Consider the following 16485-nt stretch of genomic DNA (forward strand, 5'->3'; position numbering starts at 1 on the left):
GTGCGCAGTCACACGCATTCACACGCATCCAGACCATGGGGGATCGATATGACCGCTCTCGACAGCCCGGCGCGGCGGCCGCGCGCATTCTGGAACGACGTGCGATTCTTCGTCGGCCTGGGGCTCATCGTCGCCTCGGTCGCCGGTGTGTGGGCCACCGTGACCGCCGCTCGACAGACGGTTCCCGTTTTCGCGGCGGCGCGCACGATCGTGCCGGGCGACGAGGTGACGGCCGACGACCTGAGGCTCGTCGAAGCCTCACTCGGGGCTGCCGAGGGTGTCTATCTGAGTCCCGATGCCCTGAACCCCGGATCCATCGCAACACGTACGGTCACCGAAGGTGAGCTGGTGCCCGTCAATGCGCTCGAGGACGGCGTGCGGGCGCGGGTGACGACGGTCGTGGTCCAGACGACGACGGCGGTGCCGTCGGACGTGGTCGCCGGAAGTGTCGTTGAACTCTGGGCGTCGCCGGTTCTGGAACAGGGTGTGTTCGGCACCCCCGCCATCCTCGTCGCGGATGCGACGGTTGGCGCGGTCGATGAGGCCGACAGCCTGTTGGGCGCCCGTGGCTCGACGCTTGAACTCGTCGTGCCGCGATCCGATGTTGCTGCGGTGCTGCAGGCGGTCGCGGCTTCGTCCGCGCTGTCGATCGTGCCGGGCGCGGGTGGCGCGTGAGTACGCGCGTGTTGCTGGCCGTCGCGGGTCAGCGCGGCGAGCGACTGGCGGCCGAACTCGAGCGAGCGGGTGTTCGCATCACAACGGTGATCGATCCCGTGGTGCTCGAGGACGCGAATCTCGCGAGCGCGCTCGAGGTGTTCGAGGAGGTCGATGTTCTCGTGCTGGCGGCCGATCGTCGGACGCTCGGGTCGCATCTGGTGTCGGTGTGCGATCGGCGGGGGATTCGGATCGTGACGCTCGCGGGCGACGCGGACGGTGAGCGGGTTGCTGCGGCGTTCGGTTTGGCCGCCTCCCTCGTTGCGCCGCGGGCGGAAGAGATCGCGGCAGCGGTTCGGGGTGCGGCTCTCGGGGATGACCTCGTCCCGGATACAACGGCGGGGAGCGTCGTGGTCGTTTGGGGCCCCGAGGGGGCGCCGGGCCGGTCGACGGTCGCGAGTATGCTCGCCTTCGAGCTGGCCCGTGGCGGCGCGCGCGCCGCGCTGATCGATGCAGACTCGCACGCACCGTCGCTCGCGTTGGCCCTGGGCCTCGCCGACGAGGGCCCCGGGTTTCCGTCGGCCTGTCGTCAGGCGGGCTTGGGCACGCTCGATGAGCGAGAGCTCGCTCGCATCAGCACACCGGTGCGGGTGGCGGGAGTCGGCGTCGACGTGCTGTGCGGGATCAACCGCCGGGGCCGTTGGCCGGAACTGGCGGCAGACCGCGTCACGATCGCGCTCGAGGCCTCGCGACGTTGGGCGTCGTACACGATCGTCGATGTCGCGTCGCCGGTAGAACAGGACGAAGAGCTCATGCACGATCTCGAGGGTCCGCGCCGCAACGCCGCGACGATCTCGGCACTGCGCTCCGCCGACGTGATCGTGGCGGTCTGCACGGCCGACCCCGTCGGGATCGCCCGCTTTGTGCGAGGCTACGCCGAGGTGCGCGCGATCGCTGGGGCGACCCCGGTGCTCGTCGTCGCCAACCGCCTGCGACCAGGCGGGCTAGGGCTCGATGCCCGTGGTCAGATCCGGCGGACGCTCGATCGGTTCGCGGGCATCCGCGACGTGGCGTTTCTGCCGGAGGATCAGCGCGCGGCGGACGCCGCCGTGCTACAGGCACAGCCGATCGTGGCCGTCGCACCCCGATCCGCGCTGGTGGGCGCAATGCGCCGGTTCACAGGCGACACATTGCTGCCGGTGCTGGGGCGCGATCATCGCGACGGCGCGGCGCACAGTGCGGCCGCCGGCGGCGGGATCTCCGGACGCGCGCCACGACGGTCGTCTGTGTTCCGGCGCGTCTCCCCTCGTGGCGACGAGGGACGGGATAACAGGCTCACGGCATAGGCTGGATCGGTGCCGACCCTCAGTGAACTCGTCTCCGCCCAGGGCCGTTCGAGCGCGGATGACATCGAGTGGCTGCATCGCCTCGCGGGTGATGGACAGCTGCTCGCGGACCTCGCCTTCGCCGACATCGTGTTCTGGGTGCCGACGAGCGATGACTCCTTTATCGCCGTCGCTCACACCCGCCCTTCGGGGGCGGCGACGCTCTTCTACCGCGATATCGTCGGCGACCAGGTGCGGCCGCAGTGGCGAACCCAGGTACAGGATGCGGCACAGGGTGCCCGCATCATCGATTCGGCCTCGCCCGACTGGTTCGAAGAGACGCCGACCCGGGTTCGGGCGGTGCCGATCGTTCGCGGCCCGCTCCGCGAGGGCCACCCGCCAGTGGTCCTCGGGGTTCTTACACGCCATACGAACCTCGGTGAAGCCCGCACGCCCAGCCGGCAGCAGATCACCTTCAACGACTGCGCCGACGATCTGTTCGGCATGATCGCGCGCGGGGACTTCCCCGACCTCTCGGCCCCGACCGGACCCCGGCGCGGTGCGCCTCGCGCATCCGACGGACTCATTCGCCTGGACGTCGACGGCACCACGACGTTCGCGAGCCCCAATGCCCTCTCTGCGTGGGGGCGCCTCGGCTTCGACGATGAGCTCGAGGGCGAGTCGCTCAGCGAGGTGACCACCCGCATCCTCCCCGCGAAAGAGACGATCGACGAATCCCTGCCGCTCGTCGTGACCGGTCGTGCGCCCTGGCGCGCGGACATCGAGGCGCGCGGGGTGACCGTCTCGCTCCGCGCCATCCCTCTCCGCGAGAACGGGGAGCGCTCGGGAGCCATCGTCCTCTGCCGCGATGTCACGGAGTTGCGTCACCAGGAGCAAGAACTCATCACCAAGGACGCGACGATCCGCGAGATCCATCACCGGGTGAAGAACAACCTGCAGACCGTCGCTTCCCTCTTGCGCATCCAGTCCCGCCGCACCCACTCCGAAGAAGCGCGCGAGGCTCTCACCCAGGCGATGCGTCGCGTCTCGGCGATTGCCGTCGTGCACGACACGCTCTCCGAGGGCTTGACGCAGACCGTCGACTTCGACGAGGTGTTCGACCGGGTGCTCAAACTCGTCGCCGAGGTCGCCGCGGGAGCGGGAACGCGGGCACAGACACGCTCCACCGGGACGTTCGGCAAGCTGCCGAGCGCCTATGCCACGCCCCTCGCGCTCGCCCTGACCGAGCTCGTCACGAACGCCGTCGAGCACGGTCTGGCCGGCCGCGAGGGCAAGGTCGAGATCGAGGCGAAGCGGTCGTCGTCGCGACTCAAGGTGGGCGTGCGAGACACCGGCGTCGGCCTGGCCGAGGGTCAGGTCGGGCGCGGGCTCGGCACGCAGATCGTTCGCACCCTGATCCAGGGTGAACTGGGCGGAACGATCGACTGGCACACGATCATGGGCAGCGGAACGGAAGTCACAATCGATATTCCGCTGCGGTGGATCGACAGGCCGCGGGCCTGAGCCGGGTTACGAGGCGCGTCGGGCGCGCGCAGCGCGACGCTTGAGGGCGCGGCGCTCGTCTTCCGAGAGGCCGCCCCAGACGCCGGAGTCCTGACCGGACTCCAGGGCGTACTGCAGACAGATTTCCGTTACGGTACAGCGGGCGCAAACGGCCTTCGCCTTCTCGATCTGGTCGACCGCCGGCCCGGTGTTGCCAACCGGGAAAAACAGTTCGGGATCGACCGTGAGGCATGCGGCCTTGTCGCGCCAGTCCATGCAGATGCTCCTTGTTGCGTGGTGGGGTGTGAGCGAGTGCTCAGAGATCGGTTTCGGGTCCGGTACCCTGGTAGGTGCGAGCAGAATGCTCGCCCCACGGCGCTGTGGGAGCACATGGCTTTCACCATCGTCCCACACGGCATCGGTCCGATCAAGGGTCGAGTGCGTGAATTTTGCGCAGAAGGCTGAGCATCGGCCACTGGCATGGTGGTTCTGCATAACAGAGCGGGCGCACAGGGCGAGGTGAGGTAGAGGAAATGCAACCAGAAACCACCACACCGCGGCCGATCGAAGCGAATGCCACAACGTGGACCGCGGCGATCTTGGTCGGGCTCGAAGGAGTCGCTGTCGCCGCCCTCACAGGATGGATGATGCCGTCATTGATCGCCGGAGAAACGACGGACCTCGGCACCGCCTGGGCGCTGATCCTCATGACCGTCATCGCCGCGGTTGCCCTCTTCGCCTTCGCGCTCGCGATACTGCGTGGCCATGGCTGGGGGCGCTCCGGCGCGATCGTCGCGCAGCTGCTGATCCTCGCGGTCGCTCTCGGAGCCGCCACCGGCGCCTACGCGCGCCCGCTCGTGGCGTTGGCACTCGCCGTTCCCGCGGTGATCGCACTGGTGCTGGTTATCGCGGCCGCACGGGCGGCGGGTCGACGTGACGACCCACCCGCCGCGTCGTAAACCCCTCGTTCCAGAACGTCCCGTCGTGCAACACCCGACGCAATGCGCCGGCGTTCCGCTCAGGCGTCGATGCCGACGAGCTTGCGGATGCGGGCGACGTGCCCCGTCGCCTTGACGTTGTAGAGGGCCTGGTCGACCTGTGCGTCCTCGTCCAGGATGAAGGTCGAGCGGATGACGCCCTCGATCGTCTTTCCGTAGTTCTGCTTCTCGCCCCAGGCGCCGTAGGCGTCGTGGACCGAGTGATCTGGGTCACTCAGCAGGTCGTACGTGAGGCCGTCGCGCTCCCGGAATTCGCGCAGGGTCGCGGGCTCGTCACGAGAGATCCCGAGGATGACGTAGTTCGCCGCCTGTAGCGGGGCGAGGCTGTCGCGGAAGTCGCAGGCCTCGGTCGTGCAGCCGGGGGTCATGGCACGCGGATAGAAGAACAGCACGACGCGCTTGCCGCGGAGCGAGGCGAGCGAGACGGGGGTGCCATCCTGATCGGGCAGGGTGAATTCGGGGGCGGGGGAACCGGGCTCGAGGCGTACTGTGCTCATTCGTCCAGCGTAGGGTGCCGCTCGCGTCCCGCGACCTTTCCGAACGTCAGCAGCAGGCGTTGCAGCGAGTCGAAGCGCGCGGCGCCGTTCGGGCCGAGCCGCCCATCGGCGACGGCCTCGGCGATAGCGCAGTCCGGCGCATCCGGCAGATGCGTGCACCCGCGGGGGCAGTTCTTCGCGATCTCGTCGAGGTCGGTGAACGAGCGCAGGATGTTGGCAGGATCGACGTGGCCGAGGCCGAACGAGCGGACGCCGGGGGTATCGATGACCCATCCGCGCCCCTCGTCGCCCACGTATCGCAGGGACACGGTGGACGATGAGGTGTGCCGCCCGCGACCCGTGACCTCGTTGACATGCCCCGTGGCGCGCTGGGCGCTCGGAACCAGCGCGTTGATGAGCGTGGATTTGCCCACGCCCGAGTGGCCGACGAAGACCGTGGAGTGTCCGACGAGTGCTGCACCGATCCGCTCGATCGGCACCTCACCCTGGGCGCTCGTGAAAACTCGTACATCGAGACCGTCGAAGTGGCTGAGGAATTCTGCGGGATCGGCGAGGTCGGTTTTCGTGACGACGAGCATGGGACGGACGCCCGCGTCGAAGGCCGCGACCAGGTAGCGATCGACGAGGCGCGTGCGGGGTTCGGGATCCGCCGCCGCGACCACGATCAGCATCTGATCGGCGTTCGCGACGATGATGCGCTCGACCTGGTCGGTGTCATCCGCCGACCGGCGCAGCAGGGTCGTCCGCTCCTCGAGGCCGACGATGCGGCCGAGGGTCCCTTCATCACCGGAAGTGTCGCCGACGACCCGAGCCCGATCGCCCGTGACGATCGGCTGCTTGCGCAGCTCGCGGGCCCGAACGGCGGACACCTCGTGTTCGTCCGGGGCGTCTTCGCGCATCAGAACCGAGTAGCGGCCGCGGTCTACGCCGATCACGCGGCCGATCTCGGCGTCGGCGTGAGCGGGGCGGCGCTTGCTGCGCGGCCGATTCGCCTGGGGATTCGGACGCATCCGGATGTCGGACTCGTCGAGCTCGTCCACCCCATCCGTCTCGGCGTCGTCGTAATCCCACCAGTTCGGATCCGAGCCGCTCATCGTCTGCGCATCGTCTACTCGGATGCGTCGGGCGTCGCGGACGAGCCGGCCAGCATGCTGTTCCACAGCTGTTCGAACTGCGGCAAGGTCTTGGCGGTCACGCTGAGGTCGTCGACCTCAACGCCGGGAACGCTCAGGCCGAGCAGGGCACCTGTTGTCGCCATCCGGTGGTCGTGGTGCGATCTCCACAGGCCGCCGTGGAGCGGACGCGGCACGACGCGGATGCCGTCGGGCAACTCGCTCGCCTCACCGCCGAGCTCATTCAGCCCGTCGACGAGAGCACGGATCCGGTCGGTTTCGTGCAGACGGATGTGGCCGATGCCGGTGATGTTCGAGGGGCCGTCGGCGAGAGCCGCGAGTCCGACGATCGTGGGGGCGAGCTCTCCCGCCGCGGACAGGTCGACGTCGAAACCGCGAAGCGGAGCCGTGCGGGTCACGGTGAACGCACCGCCGCGGCGGGCGACCCGAGCCCCCGCGCGGTGCAGCAGATCGCCGAGCAGGGCGCCCGGTTGGGTGGAGTGGGCCGGCCAACCCGCGATCGTGACCGACCCGCCCGCGATCATCGCGGCAGCAAGGAAGGGCGCTGCGTTCGAGAGATCCGGCTCGATCGTGACGTCTTTCGCCCGGACGGCGCCCGGGGCAACGATCCATTCATTGGGCGCGGGACGCTCGACGTGGACGCCGCGGTGAGCGAGCGCCTCGATCGTCATCTCGATATGGGGGAGACTCGGCAAGCGCTCGCCGGTGTGGATGAGGTGCAGTCCGACATCGAACCGCGGGGCCGCGAGCAGCAGGCCCGACACGAACTGGCTCGAGCGGGACGCATCCATGTGCACCTCGCCGCCCCGCACATGGCCGTGACCGCGGACGATGAAGGGCAGTGACCAGTGACCGCCATCGTCGATGTCGAGTCCGATGTCCCGGAGGGCGCGGATCAGCTCGCCCATCGGGCGGTGGAGGGCTGTCTCGTGCGCCGTCAACCGAACGTCTCCGTGCGCGAAACCGGCGAGGGGGGCGACGAAGCGCATCACCGTGCCGGCCTGGCCGCAGTCGATTTCGCTGCTTCCCACGAACGGGGCGGGAGGCGTCATAATCCAGTCGTCGCCGAACGGGCCTTCGCCGGGCGCCGGTTCGACCAGTGCGCCGAGGGCCCGCAGCGCCCCGACCATCCGCTCGGAGTCCTGTGAGTGCAAGGGAGAGAGCACGCGGCTCGGTCCGTCGGCCAGCGCGGCGAGGACCAATTCGCGGCTCGTGAGAGATTTCGAGCCAGGAATCGACAGGCGGGCGTCGAGGGGTGATACGGCCACAGGCGCTCGCCAGGCAGAGGGCTGGGGGGCATCGGAAGATGTCTCGTCGGCGCGAGGGGAATAGCCGTGCGGTGTCATCGGGTTCTACTCTATCGAGCCCCGAGAGGACCGGATGATTCAGACGATGGAACGCACGCCTTCGGCGGTTGTTCTCGCGCGCCTAGACTGGGAGGCGATGGACGAGCAGCCCGAGGACGAGGTCGACGTCGCGCCGGCGCAGATCGCACGCGCCCAATTCGAGGATCAGGCGCTTCCCTTCATGGACCAGCTGTACGGCGCGGCCATGCGGATGACCCGCAATCCCGCGGATGCCGCGGACCTGGTGCAAGAGACGTTCGTCAAGGCTTTCGCCTCATGGGCCACGTTCCACCAGGGCACCAACCTGAAGGCGTGGCTCTACCGCATCCTCACCAACACCTACATCAATACATATCGCAAGAAGCAGCGCGAGCCGTACCAGGGCACGATCGATGACCTGGAGGACTGGCAGCTCGGGGGAGCGGAGTCGACGACCGCGTCGACCAACCGTTCTGCCGAGGCGGAAGCGATCGATCACATGCCCGCGTCCGTCGTGAAAGACGCCCTGCAGGCTATCCCGGAGGACTTCCGGTTGGCGGTGTACCTCGCAGATGTCGAGGGCTTCGCCTACCAGGAGATCGCCGACATCATGAAGACACCGATCGGCACCGTCATGAGCCGCCTTCACCGTGGAAGGCGATTGCTTCGCGACATGCTGGCCGAATACGCACGAGAGCGGGGCATCGTCTCCGCCGGTCCGGGAGCGAAGAAATGACCGATTGCGGTTGTGACCAGGCGAGGCGAGACCTCGAGGAGTACCTGCGAAACGAAGTGTGCAAGACGCAGCACGCCGATATTCGCGAGCATTTGGAGAACTGCCCCGGATGCCGCGATGAGGCACTCGTCGCGAAGACCCTGACAGATGTCTTGGCGCGCGCCTGCCGCGAGAGTGCGCCCGAGGACCTCCGTGATCAGGTCCTCGCGAAGCTGCGGACCGTCCAAGCGGCGCACCACTAGGCATCCGGCGTCGATCTGTCGCTCATTGATCGACCTGTCACGAACTGCTCGATCTGAGCGAATTATCGCGCGTTCTGTGACGACTCGAGGGGGCTGGCGGCGGCGGGTAGCCTCGAAGGATGGCACGCACAGACGCCCGCACCATTCCCCTTGACGAAACGTCCGCGGCTGCACTCGCGCAGCGCGCACTGTCGTACCGCCTGGTCGACCCGGAAGATCCCGAAGCGCTGCGCGCGTACTCCACCGCGGAGGCGCGCGGATTTCTCGGCGAAGAGCCGACGGATGACGAAGCACGCGAATTCGCGGAGTCGATCGGGTACCGTCGCCGCATCGGTGTCTACGACGACGCCGGGCTCGATGGGGACGTTCCCGTTGCGACGGTGAACTCGTGGGTCGGGGAGTTGTCCGTGCCCGGTGATCGGGTGACGCCGTTCTGGGCGATCAGTGGCGTGACGGTATCGCCGACCCGACGCCGCCGCGGCATCGCGCGCGCGATGCTCGAGGGCGAACTGCGTACCGCCCGCGACGCAGGGATGGCCGTCGCGGGTTTGACCGTCTCCGAGGCCACGATCTACGGCCGCTTCGGGTTCGCCCCCGCGGTCGAGGCGACGACGTGGGACATCGACACGCGCCGGGCCGGATGGCGGGGCGGCGATGTGCCCGGATCGTTCGACTACGTCCGCCGGGAAGAGGCCGTGGCGCTGCTGGAAGACCTGCACGAGCGCGTTCGCGTGACGCGACCGGGTGATGTGGATGGCTGGACCGGCCGGTGGCGACAGTTCGCGATGATCGCGGGGGGCTCCAAAGAACCCGGCCGCACCCGCGTCGTGCGCTACGCCGATCCCGAGGGCGTCGTGCGCGGTGTCGTTGTCTACCGCCTGACCGAGGACCCCGCCGACATGGCGCGGCACACCCTCGACATCACCTACCTCCTGGCCGATGGCGACGAGGCGTACCGCGCACTCTGGGGTTTCGTCCTCCGCCACGATCTCGTGTCGCGCGTTCGAGCACCGCTGCGGTCGGTCGATGAGCCGCTCGCGTGGTTGCTCGCGGATCGGCGCGGTGCCACGGCATCCGTCCATGATCACGAATGGTTGCGCATCCTCGACGTTCCCGCGGCCCTCGAGGCGCGCGGGTACACCGCGGCGGGAACCCATGTCATTGCGGTGAGTGATCCGCTCGGCTTCGCCGAAGGGACATGGATGCTCGAGGTCGGGGCCGACGGCGCGGCCCGTGTCACGCCCACAGCCGCTCCGCCACAGGTATCGATGCCCGTCGCATCGCTTGCAGCGCTCTACCTCGGGGGAGTGCGCGCGGTGACGCTGCGCGCGGCCGGTCAGCTCACGGGCGAGGATGCCGCGGTTCGTGGGTTGGACCGGGCTTTCTCGGGCGACACGGCGCCGACTCTCGGCATCTGGTACTGAGGGGCGATTCGAGCCCGCCCGCCTCGCTCACCGACCGGGTAGCCCCCGGTCGGTGAGCGAGGCGAAGCGTCAGGCGAGAGGCGCCAGGGCCTTCTTCATCAGCTCGGCGTGCTCGATCGCGTGGACCTTCGGCGAACCCGTCGCGGGCGAGGCGGCGGCGCTGCGCGAAACGACGCTCATCGTGCGGCCCGTGAGGTGCTTGACGACCTCGAGCGCGATGAACGGCCACGCGCCCTGGTTCTCCGGCTCGTCTTGCACCCACACCAGCTCGGCACCCGGGTACTCGGCGATGACGGCGTTCAGCTCGTCGATCGGCGCCGGGTAGAACTGCTCCAGGCGCACGAGTGCTATTGACGGATCGGGGTTCTTATCGAGCTCGCCCCGCAGGTCCCAGTGCGTCTTGCCGGCGTGCAACAGGACCTTCTTGACCTGTGACTTGTCGATGCCGCGGTCATCATCGAGTACCGGTTCGAAACGGCCGCTCGTGAAGGCTTCTACCGGGCTCGTCGCGCCACGCAGACGCAACATGGCCTTCGGGGTGAAGACGATGAGCGGGCGGCGGGGACGCGCATAGGCCTGACGGCGAAGCAGGTGGAAGTACGAAGCGGGGGTCGATGGCCGGGCGACGGTCATGTTGTCCTGCGCGCACATCTGCAAGAAGCGCTCGATGCGGGCCGACGAGTGGTCGGGGCCTGCACCCTCGTACCCGTGCGGCAGCAGCAGCACGACGCTCGACTGCTGGCCCCACTTCTGATCGGCCGACGTGATGAACTCGTCGATCACGGACTGGGCGCCGTTGGCGAAGTCGCCGAACTGTCCCTCCCACAGCACGAGCGCATCGGGCCGCTCGACCGAATAGCCGTATTCGAAGCCCATCGTCGCGTACTCGCTGAGGAACGAGTCGTACACCCAGAAGCGCCCCTGGCGGTCGCTCAGGTTCGTCAGCGGGATCCATTCCTGACCGTTTGCGCGGTCGTGCAGCACGGCGTGCCGCGACACGAAGGTGCCGCGGCGGGAGTCCTGACCGGCGAGGCGCACGTTCGTGCCCTCGAGTAGCAGCGAACCGAAGGCGAGCAACTCCGAGAAGCCCCAGTCGATCGTGCCGTTGCGGCTCATGTCGTAGCGCTTGTCGAGCAGCTGCTGCAGCTTCGAGTGCACCGTGAAGCCCTCGGGCTTGTTCACGAACGCATCGCCGATCAGGTGCACGACGTCGGTCGCGACCCCGGTCGTCTCGATGTCGCCCCAGGTCAGTTCCTCGACCTCGGCGTCGGCATCCGTGATGACACCGTGCGAACCGGTCTCGGCGGCGTGCGTCTCGGCAAAGGCGATCTCGAGGCGATCCTGGAAGTCGCGCTTGGCTTCTTCGTACTCTTCCTCGGTGATGTCACCACGACCGACGAGAGACTCGGTGTACAGGCGGCGGACCGAACGCTTGGCCTCGATCAGGTTCGTCATGAGCGGCTGCGTCATCGACGGGTCATCGCCCTCGTTGTGACCGCGTCGCCGGTAGCAGACCAGGTCGATCACGACGTCGCGGTGGAACTCTTCGCGGTACTCGAACGCCAGCTGCGCGACGCGCGTCACGGCCTCCGGGTCATCGCCGTTGACGTGGAAGATCGGCGCCTGGATGGTCTTCGCGACATCCGTGGCGTACACCGACGAGCGCCCGTCCTGCGGGAGCGTGGTGAAGCCGACCTGGTTGTTGACGACGACGTGGATCGTTCCACCCGTGCGGTAGCCCCGCAACTGCGACATCTGGAGCGTCTCGACGACGACGCCCTGGCCTGCGAAGGCCGCGTCGCCGTGCACGAGGATCGACAGCCACGAGTACGTGCCGATCGCCTTCCTGTCCTGCTTGGCGCGGACGATGCCCTCGAGCACACCGTCGACCGTCTCGAGGTGTGACGGGTTCGCTGCGAGATAGATGGGGAGTTCGACCCCGTGGTCGTCGACGAACGTGCCCTCGGTGCCGAGGTGGTACTTCACGTCGCCCGAGCCGCGCTTGTTACCGAGCGCGACGCTGCCTTCGAACTCGCGGAAGACCTGACCGTAGGTCTTGCCCGCGATGTTGGTGAGCACGTTCAGGCGGCCGCGGTGAGCCATCCCGATTGCCGCTCCGTCGAGTCCCGCGCCGGCGGCACCCTGCAGGATCTCGTCGAGCAAAGGGATGAGGGACTCGCCGCCCTCCAGGCTGAAGCGCTTCTGGCCGACGTACTTGGTCTGCAGGAAGGTCTCGAAAGCCTCGGCCTCGTTGAGCTTCGACAGGATGCGCAGCTGCTCGTCGTGGTTCGGCTTGGTGTACTTGACCTCGACCTTCTGCTGGAACCAGCGCCGCTGGCCCGGGTCCTGGATGTGCATGTACTCCAGGCCGATCGTGCGGCAGTACGAGTCACGCAGGACACCGAGGATGTCTCGGAGCTTCGCCATCCGCTTGCCACCGAAACCGCCCGTGACGAACTCGCGGTCGAGGTCCCAGAACGTCAGCCCGTGCTCTTCGATCTCGAGGTCGGGGTGCGTGCGCTGCTCGTACTGCAGCGGGTCGATGTCGGCCATCAGGTGCCCGCGTACGCGGAACGAGTTGATCAGCTCCTGCACGCGGGCCTGCTTGTCGATCCGCTCGGCGATGTCGACATTGATGTCCGCCGCCCAGTGAATGGGTGCGTACGGGATGCGGAGGGCCGCGAAGATGTCGTCGTAGAAGTGGTGTTGGCCGGTGAGGCGCTCGTGCACCTTCTTCAGGAACTCGCCCGACCCGGCGCCCTGGATGACGCGGTGGTCGTAGGTACTCGTCAGCGTGATCGTCTTGCCGATCGCGAGCTCGTTGAGTGTCTTCTCGCTCGCACCCTGGAACTCGGCCGGGTATTCGAGCGCGCCCGCACCGACGATGCACCCCTGCCCGCGCATGAGCCGCGGAACCGAGTGCACGGTGCCGATGCCGCCGGGGTTCGTCAGCGACAGGGTCGTGCCCTGGAAGTCGGCGGCCGTGAGCTTGTTGCCGCGTGCTCGCGACACGATCTCTTCATAGGCGGAAAGGTACTCGTTGAACGACATCGACTCGGCGCGCTTGATACTCGGGACGAGCAGCGCCCGGGTGCCGTCGGGCTTCGGGATGTCGATCGCGATGCCCAGGTTGATGTGGGCGGGTGCCACGACCGACGGCTTGCCGTCGACCTCCGCGTAGAACACGTTCTGGCTCGGGAAGTCCTTCAACGCCTGGATGATCGCCCAGCCGATGAGGTGCGTGAAGCTGACCTTGCCGCCGCGGGTGCGGGACATGTGGTTGTTGATGACGATGCGGTTGTCGATCATCAGCTTCGCCGGGATCGTGCGGACGCTCGTGGCGGTCGGGACGGTCAGGGACTCGTCCATGTTCGCCGCGAGGGTCTTCGGCATGCCGCGGAGCGGCGTGATCGTGTCTTCCTCGAGAGGCTCGGGGGCCGGAGCCGCCTTGGGCTTCTCGGGCGCCTGCGCGGGGATCGGCTGCGGCGATGCCGGACGCGTCGTCGTGCGCGCAACCGGCTGCGCGCCGATAACAGGTATCGGTGCCGTCATGGGTCTCGGCTCGCTTTTCGGCTCGGATGCCGCGGGTTTTGCCGACTCCGCGGACGGGTTGTGCGGAGCGGCGCTCGATGCTGACGGGGCGGTGCTCGGCGCCGCGGGAGCGGTGGAGACATCCGGCGCGTCGTCGACATCGACCGGGTGGTACGCCTCCAGAGTCGGCCACCACGCCTTGTCGACGGAGTTCTTATCGACCTTGAACTGTTCGTAGAGCTCGTCGACGAGCCATTCGTTGGCCCCGAACTCTCCCTCGTTCGAAGTCCCGACGCCTGTGACCTGGCTCGACACGCTGGATCGCCCTCTTCCGTCAATGAAGGTAGCCGCGCAGCGCCTCTTCGTGGCCCACGCGCACGAACATCTAGGCTATCCCAGATCCGTTCAGCCCGTCGCGGAACAGGCCGTCGCACGAGCCACTCAGTGGGGGCGAGTGGCTAGCGTAGAGCTATGGAATTCTCGGGTGAGCGGCCAATGGTGGATCTGACCTATTCGGATGTCTTCCTGGTGCCACGGCACTCGGCCGTCACCAGTCGCCTGCAGGTCGAGCTGGCGCCGCACGATGGCACCCCGGCGACGATCCCGATCGTCTCGTCGAACATGAACTCGGTGACGGGCGCTCGCCTTGCCGCGACGCTCGCGCGCCGAGGCGGTCTGGGCGTGCTGCCCCAGGACATTCCGCTGCAGGAATTGGATGCCGCGATCCGCTGGGTCAAGCGTCAGCCGGTGCTGTGGGACACCGCGCTCGTGCTGCCGCCGGAAGCGACCGTCGCGTCGGCGCTGCGCATTCTGCCCGCAACGCCCGGCCACGGGATCGTGGTCGCTGACGGTGGCGAGAATGTGTCGGTAGCGGATATCGGAGGAATCGTTCCCGCGTCGCGGCTGGCCACCGCTCTACCGGACGCTCGGCTCGGAGACCTCGCGCGGGGAGACACGCCCTCGCTCGAGGCGGAGGACGTCGAGGATGCCCGCGCGGCTTTCGACACAATTGTCGCCGCGGGTGTCGAAGTGGTCTGCGTTCTCCGGCACGGTCGCCTGGTAGGCACTCTGAGCCGCCGGAGCGCCCTGCGCTCGACCCTCTATCGGCCGGCTGTCGACACATCGGGCCGTCTGGCTGTCGCGGCGGCCGTGGGCATCAACGGCGACGTCGCGGCCAAGGCGAAGGCGCTCGCGGCCGCCGGAGTCGACGTGCTCGTCGTGGACACGGCGCACGGACATCAGGACGGAATGCTCGCGGCCCTCCGGACGGTGGCCGAGCTCGGCCTCGACATCCCGATCGCGGCCGGCAACGTCGTCACGGCCGAGGGTGTGCACGACCTCGTGACAGCCGGCGCGTCGATTCTGAAAGTAGGTGTCGGGCCCGGTGCAATGTGCACCACGCGCATGATGACGGCGGTTGGGCGTCCGCAGTTCTCGGCTGTGCTCGAGACCGCCGAGGCCGCTCGCATCATGGGGGCGCACGTGTGGGCGGACGGGGGAGTGCGTTACCCGCGGGACGTTGCGCTCGCACTGGCGGCGGGGGCTGCATCCGTCATGATCGGCTCGTGGTTCGCCGGCACGATCGAGGCGCCGGGCGAGTTGCTCACGGATGCCGATGGGCGCGTCTTCAAGGAGTCGTGGGGGATGGCGTCGACGAAGGCCGTACACGACCGGTTCGGACGCCTCGACCCGTACGAGCTCGCGCGTAAGGAGCTCTTCGCGGAAGGCATCTCGTCGTCGAAGATCTACCTGGACCCGCTCCGTCCCGGACTCGAAGACCTGCTCGACATGATCACGTCGGGTGTGCGGTCGTCCTTCACCTACGCCGGCGCTGCGACGATCGCGGAGTTCCACGCCCGGGCCCTCGTCGGTCTGCAGTCCGCCGCGGGCTACGAAGAGGGCAAGGCACTCCCCGTCAGCTGGTGAGCTCGGACTTCCGCCCGTTCGTCGTGACGGGTCGCGCCTGTTCAACGCATCCGGTCACGCGATGGCGCCTGTTCGCGGCATCCGCGCCACCGATCAACGCAGCGGATGTCGCGAACTGTAGCCGTCGTGGTGTGAAACTCGTCGGGCCGGGGATACCCCTCACGGACGAGGCAGAGAACTGGGCAGTCCGTCCGTGGTCAAGATGTCGTACAGGCGTCGCGGGTGGTCGGCGTCGAAGGGCTCCCAGCGGCTGAACCCGCGCACCTCGCGGCGAATCTCGTTCTCGCGATTCTTCTCGTCGATCACGATCTCAGCGGGGTCGCGGTCCGCGCCGAAGTCCGGGCTGCGGTACTTGCCGCGCCCATCGAGCTCGGCCCAGTGGTCGTGGTTCGGAAAGTAAAAATCACCGAACACCAGACGCCCCGAGCGCAACACCCGCCGCTCCTGCAGCCGCGGTGTGGGGAACCCGAGCCGGGCGAGCAGGACGCGGCTCTGCGATTCCCTGACGTTCGCGGCCAGAGGACTGGCGAACGAGATCGCGCGGTAGGCGCGGGGGTTTCCCCGGTGCCGATGCCCCGCATCCCACAGCAGTTCGATCTCGGCGCGCGTGGTGAGTGCGCCGCCCTGGCGGTGCTGACGGATCGCCTGGTCAACGACCGCGACGCCGTCCACGAACGGAAGGATCCGCGTGAGATCGAGCGCGGTCTGTCGTGGGGACGTGATGCGATGCTGACCCCAGGCGACCGTTTCGGGTTCGGTCTCGCCGGGAGCGCGTGTGCGCCGACGGATGTTCCCGCTCGAGCGTCCGCCGGTGGTGCGCGGCACGGTCACGTCGATCAGATGCGGCCACGACCCGAGGACATCGATGCCGTGCAGCGCTGCGGCCGCGAAGTGCGAGAGGACGGCGGGTCCACGCATCCGCCGCGCGACCTCGTGCACTCGCGCGCGGTGCCGCACGAGCGGGGTCTGCGCGCGCCACTCAGATGTGCGCACGAAAGCACCCGGTGCCACTCGGGTCCATGCCCCGGCGGCGACGAGCTTTCGAAGCGTGCGGTCATCGAGTGGCTCGTCACGGTCTGCGCGTCGGATGATGTCCAAGGGGAGCGGTTGGGTATCTGTCACGACGCTGATCGTGCCGCTGCGAGGTACTCTCGGGCGACTCTTGCCCCGTTTCGGGGAGTGTTCCCGCGG

At 68.1% G+C, this 16485-nt stretch carries 14 protein-coding genes; 8 read left to right on the forward strand and 6 right to left on the reverse strand.

Annotated features, from left to right (window positions below; genetic code table 11):
• The first annotated feature begins 48 nt into the window (after positions 1-48).
• Genes ACT9TC_RS14265 through ACT9TC_RS14275 form a run of 3 tightly spaced genes read left to right on the forward strand, consistent with a single transcriptional unit; the run spans position 49 to position 3503 of the window.
• On the forward strand, positions 49-675 hold the full coding sequence (locus ACT9TC_RS14265) for an SAF domain-containing protein (RefSeq protein WP_458041120.1): 627 nt from the start codon (positions 49-51) through the stop codon (positions 673-675).
• Positions 672-2000: an AAA family ATPase gene (locus tag ACT9TC_RS14270; protein WP_458041121.1), complete on the forward strand. Its 1329-nt coding sequence runs from the start codon at positions 672-674 to the stop codon at positions 1998-2000. Before ACT9TC_RS14265 ends, ACT9TC_RS14270 begins: the two co-directional genes overlap by 4 nt.
• 9 nt (positions 2001-2009) lie before the next feature.
• Positions 2010-3503 carry a sensor histidine kinase gene (locus ACT9TC_RS14275; protein WP_458041122.1) on the forward strand — a complete coding sequence of 498 codons (1494 nt, stop codon included), beginning with the start codon at positions 2010-2012 and terminating at the stop codon, positions 3501-3503.
• Between the two features lie 6 nt (positions 3504-3509).
• Here ACT9TC_RS14275 and ACT9TC_RS14280 read toward each other — a convergent pair whose 3' ends face one another.
• Entirely contained in the window at positions 3510-3758 is a 249-nt protein-coding gene (locus tag ACT9TC_RS14280) for a WhiB family transcriptional regulator (protein WP_036295594.1), read from the reverse strand.
• Between the two features lie 257 nt (positions 3759-4015).
• Here ACT9TC_RS14280 and ACT9TC_RS14285 point away from each other — a divergent pair, with 257 nt between their 5' ends.
• The gene (locus ACT9TC_RS14285; protein ID WP_458041123.1) at positions 4016-4441 is read left to right on the forward strand and encodes a histidine kinase; all 426 of its coding nucleotides are present in this window, start codon (positions 4016-4018) and stop codon (positions 4439-4441) included.
• Between the two features lie 59 nt (positions 4442-4500).
• Here ACT9TC_RS14285 and bcp read toward each other — a convergent pair whose 3' ends face one another.
• Genes bcp through aroA form a run of 3 tightly spaced genes read right to left on the reverse strand, consistent with a single transcriptional unit; the run spans position 4501 to position 7456 of the window.
• Positions 4501-4977, reverse strand: a complete 477-nt coding sequence (bcp, locus tag ACT9TC_RS14290) for a thioredoxin-dependent thiol peroxidase (RefSeq protein ID WP_458041124.1) — start codon at positions 4975-4977, stop codon at positions 4501-4503.
• Positions 4974-6071 carry a ribosome small subunit-dependent GTPase A gene (rsgA, locus tag ACT9TC_RS14295; protein WP_458041125.1) on the reverse strand — a complete coding sequence of 366 codons (1098 nt, stop codon included), beginning with the start codon at positions 6069-6071 and terminating at the stop codon, positions 4974-4976. The genes bcp and rsgA overlap by 4 nt, the downstream gene beginning before the upstream one ends.
• Positions 6072-6085: 14 nt before the next feature.
• Complete coding sequence (gene aroA / locus ACT9TC_RS14300; protein WP_458041126.1) at positions 6086-7456, reverse strand: 3-phosphoshikimate 1-carboxyvinyltransferase; 1371 nt, start codon at positions 7454-7456, stop codon at positions 6086-6088.
• A gap of 34 nt (positions 7457-7490) precedes the next feature.
• On the opposite strand from aroA, the gene ACT9TC_RS14305 reads away from it, so the two are divergent.
• From ACT9TC_RS14305 to ACT9TC_RS14315, 3 genes are all read left to right on the forward strand, one after another.
• Complete coding sequence (locus ACT9TC_RS14305; protein WP_458041127.1) at positions 7491-8171, forward strand: sigma-70 family RNA polymerase sigma factor; 681 nt, start codon at positions 7491-7493, stop codon at positions 8169-8171.
• Entirely contained in the window at positions 8168-8413 is a 246-nt protein-coding gene (locus tag ACT9TC_RS14310) for a zf-HC2 domain-containing protein (protein ID WP_396642957.1), read from the forward strand. Before ACT9TC_RS14305 ends, ACT9TC_RS14310 begins: the two co-directional genes overlap by 4 nt.
• Before the next feature lie 119 nt (positions 8414-8532).
• Positions 8533-9837 (forward strand): GNAT family N-acetyltransferase, encoded by a 1305-nt coding sequence (locus ACT9TC_RS14315; RefSeq protein WP_458041128.1) that lies wholly within the window; start codon positions 8533-8535, stop codon positions 9835-9837.
• Positions 9838-9906: 69 nt separating this feature from the next.
• On the opposite strand, the gene ACT9TC_RS14320 is transcribed toward ACT9TC_RS14315, so the two are convergent.
• Positions 9907-13683, reverse strand: a complete 3777-nt coding sequence (locus ACT9TC_RS14320) for a multifunctional oxoglutarate decarboxylase/oxoglutarate dehydrogenase thiamine pyrophosphate-binding subunit/dihydrolipoyllysine-residue succinyltransferase subunit (RefSeq protein WP_458041129.1) — start codon at positions 13681-13683, stop codon at positions 9907-9909.
• Between the two features lie 156 nt (positions 13684-13839).
• On the opposite strand from ACT9TC_RS14320, the gene guaB1 reads away from it, so the two are divergent.
• Positions 13840-15294 carry a GMP reductase gene (gene guaB1 / locus ACT9TC_RS14325; RefSeq protein WP_458041130.1) on the forward strand — a complete coding sequence of 485 codons (1455 nt, stop codon included), beginning with the start codon at positions 13840-13842 and terminating at the stop codon, positions 15292-15294.
• Positions 15295-15453: 159 nt separating this feature from the next.
• Here the strand turns inward: guaB1 and ACT9TC_RS14330 are convergent, their stop codons facing one another.
• Positions 15454-16416 carry a hypothetical protein gene (locus ACT9TC_RS14330; protein WP_458041131.1) on the reverse strand — a complete coding sequence of 321 codons (963 nt, stop codon included), beginning with the start codon at positions 16414-16416 and terminating at the stop codon, positions 15454-15456.
• Between the last annotated feature and the right edge of the window lie 69 nt (positions 16417-16485).

It is taken from the genome of Microbacterium sp. HM-570 (assembly GCF_054165885.1).

Bases quoted from the DNA above. Each gene is read 5' to 3' on its own strand.
- ACT9TC_RS14265 (WP_458041120.1), top strand. From the start codon at position 49: ATGACCGCTCTCGACAGCCCGGCGCGGCGGCCGCGCGCATTCTGGAAC.
- ACT9TC_RS14280 (WP_036295594.1), bottom strand. From the start codon at position 3,758: ATGGACTGGCGCGACAAGGCCGCATGCCTCACGGTCGATCCCGAACTG.
- ACT9TC_RS14285 (WP_458041123.1), top strand. From the start codon at position 4,016: ATGCAACCAGAAACCACCACACCGCGGCCGATCGAAGCGAATGCCACA.
- bcp (WP_458041124.1), bottom strand. From the start codon at position 4,977: ATGAGCACAGTACGCCTCGAGCCCGGTTCCCCCGCCCCCGAATTCACC.
- rsgA (WP_458041125.1), bottom strand. From the start codon at position 6,071: ATGAGCGGCTCGGATCCGAACTGGTGGGATTACGACGACGCCGAGACG.
- aroA (WP_458041126.1), bottom strand. From the start codon at position 7,456: ATGACACCGCACGGCTATTCCCCTCGCGCCGACGAGACATCTTCCGAT.
- ACT9TC_RS14305 (WP_458041127.1), top strand. From the start codon at position 7,491: ATGATTCAGACGATGGAACGCACGCCTTCGGCGGTTGTTCTCGCGCGC.
- ACT9TC_RS14310 (WP_396642957.1), top strand. From the start codon at position 8,168: ATGACCGATTGCGGTTGTGACCAGGCGAGGCGAGACCTCGAGGAGTAC.
- ACT9TC_RS14315 (WP_458041128.1), top strand. From the start codon at position 8,533: ATGGCACGCACAGACGCCCGCACCATTCCCCTTGACGAAACGTCCGCG.
- guaB1 (WP_458041130.1), top strand. From the start codon at position 13,840: ATGGAATTCTCGGGTGAGCGGCCAATGGTGGATCTGACCTATTCGGAT.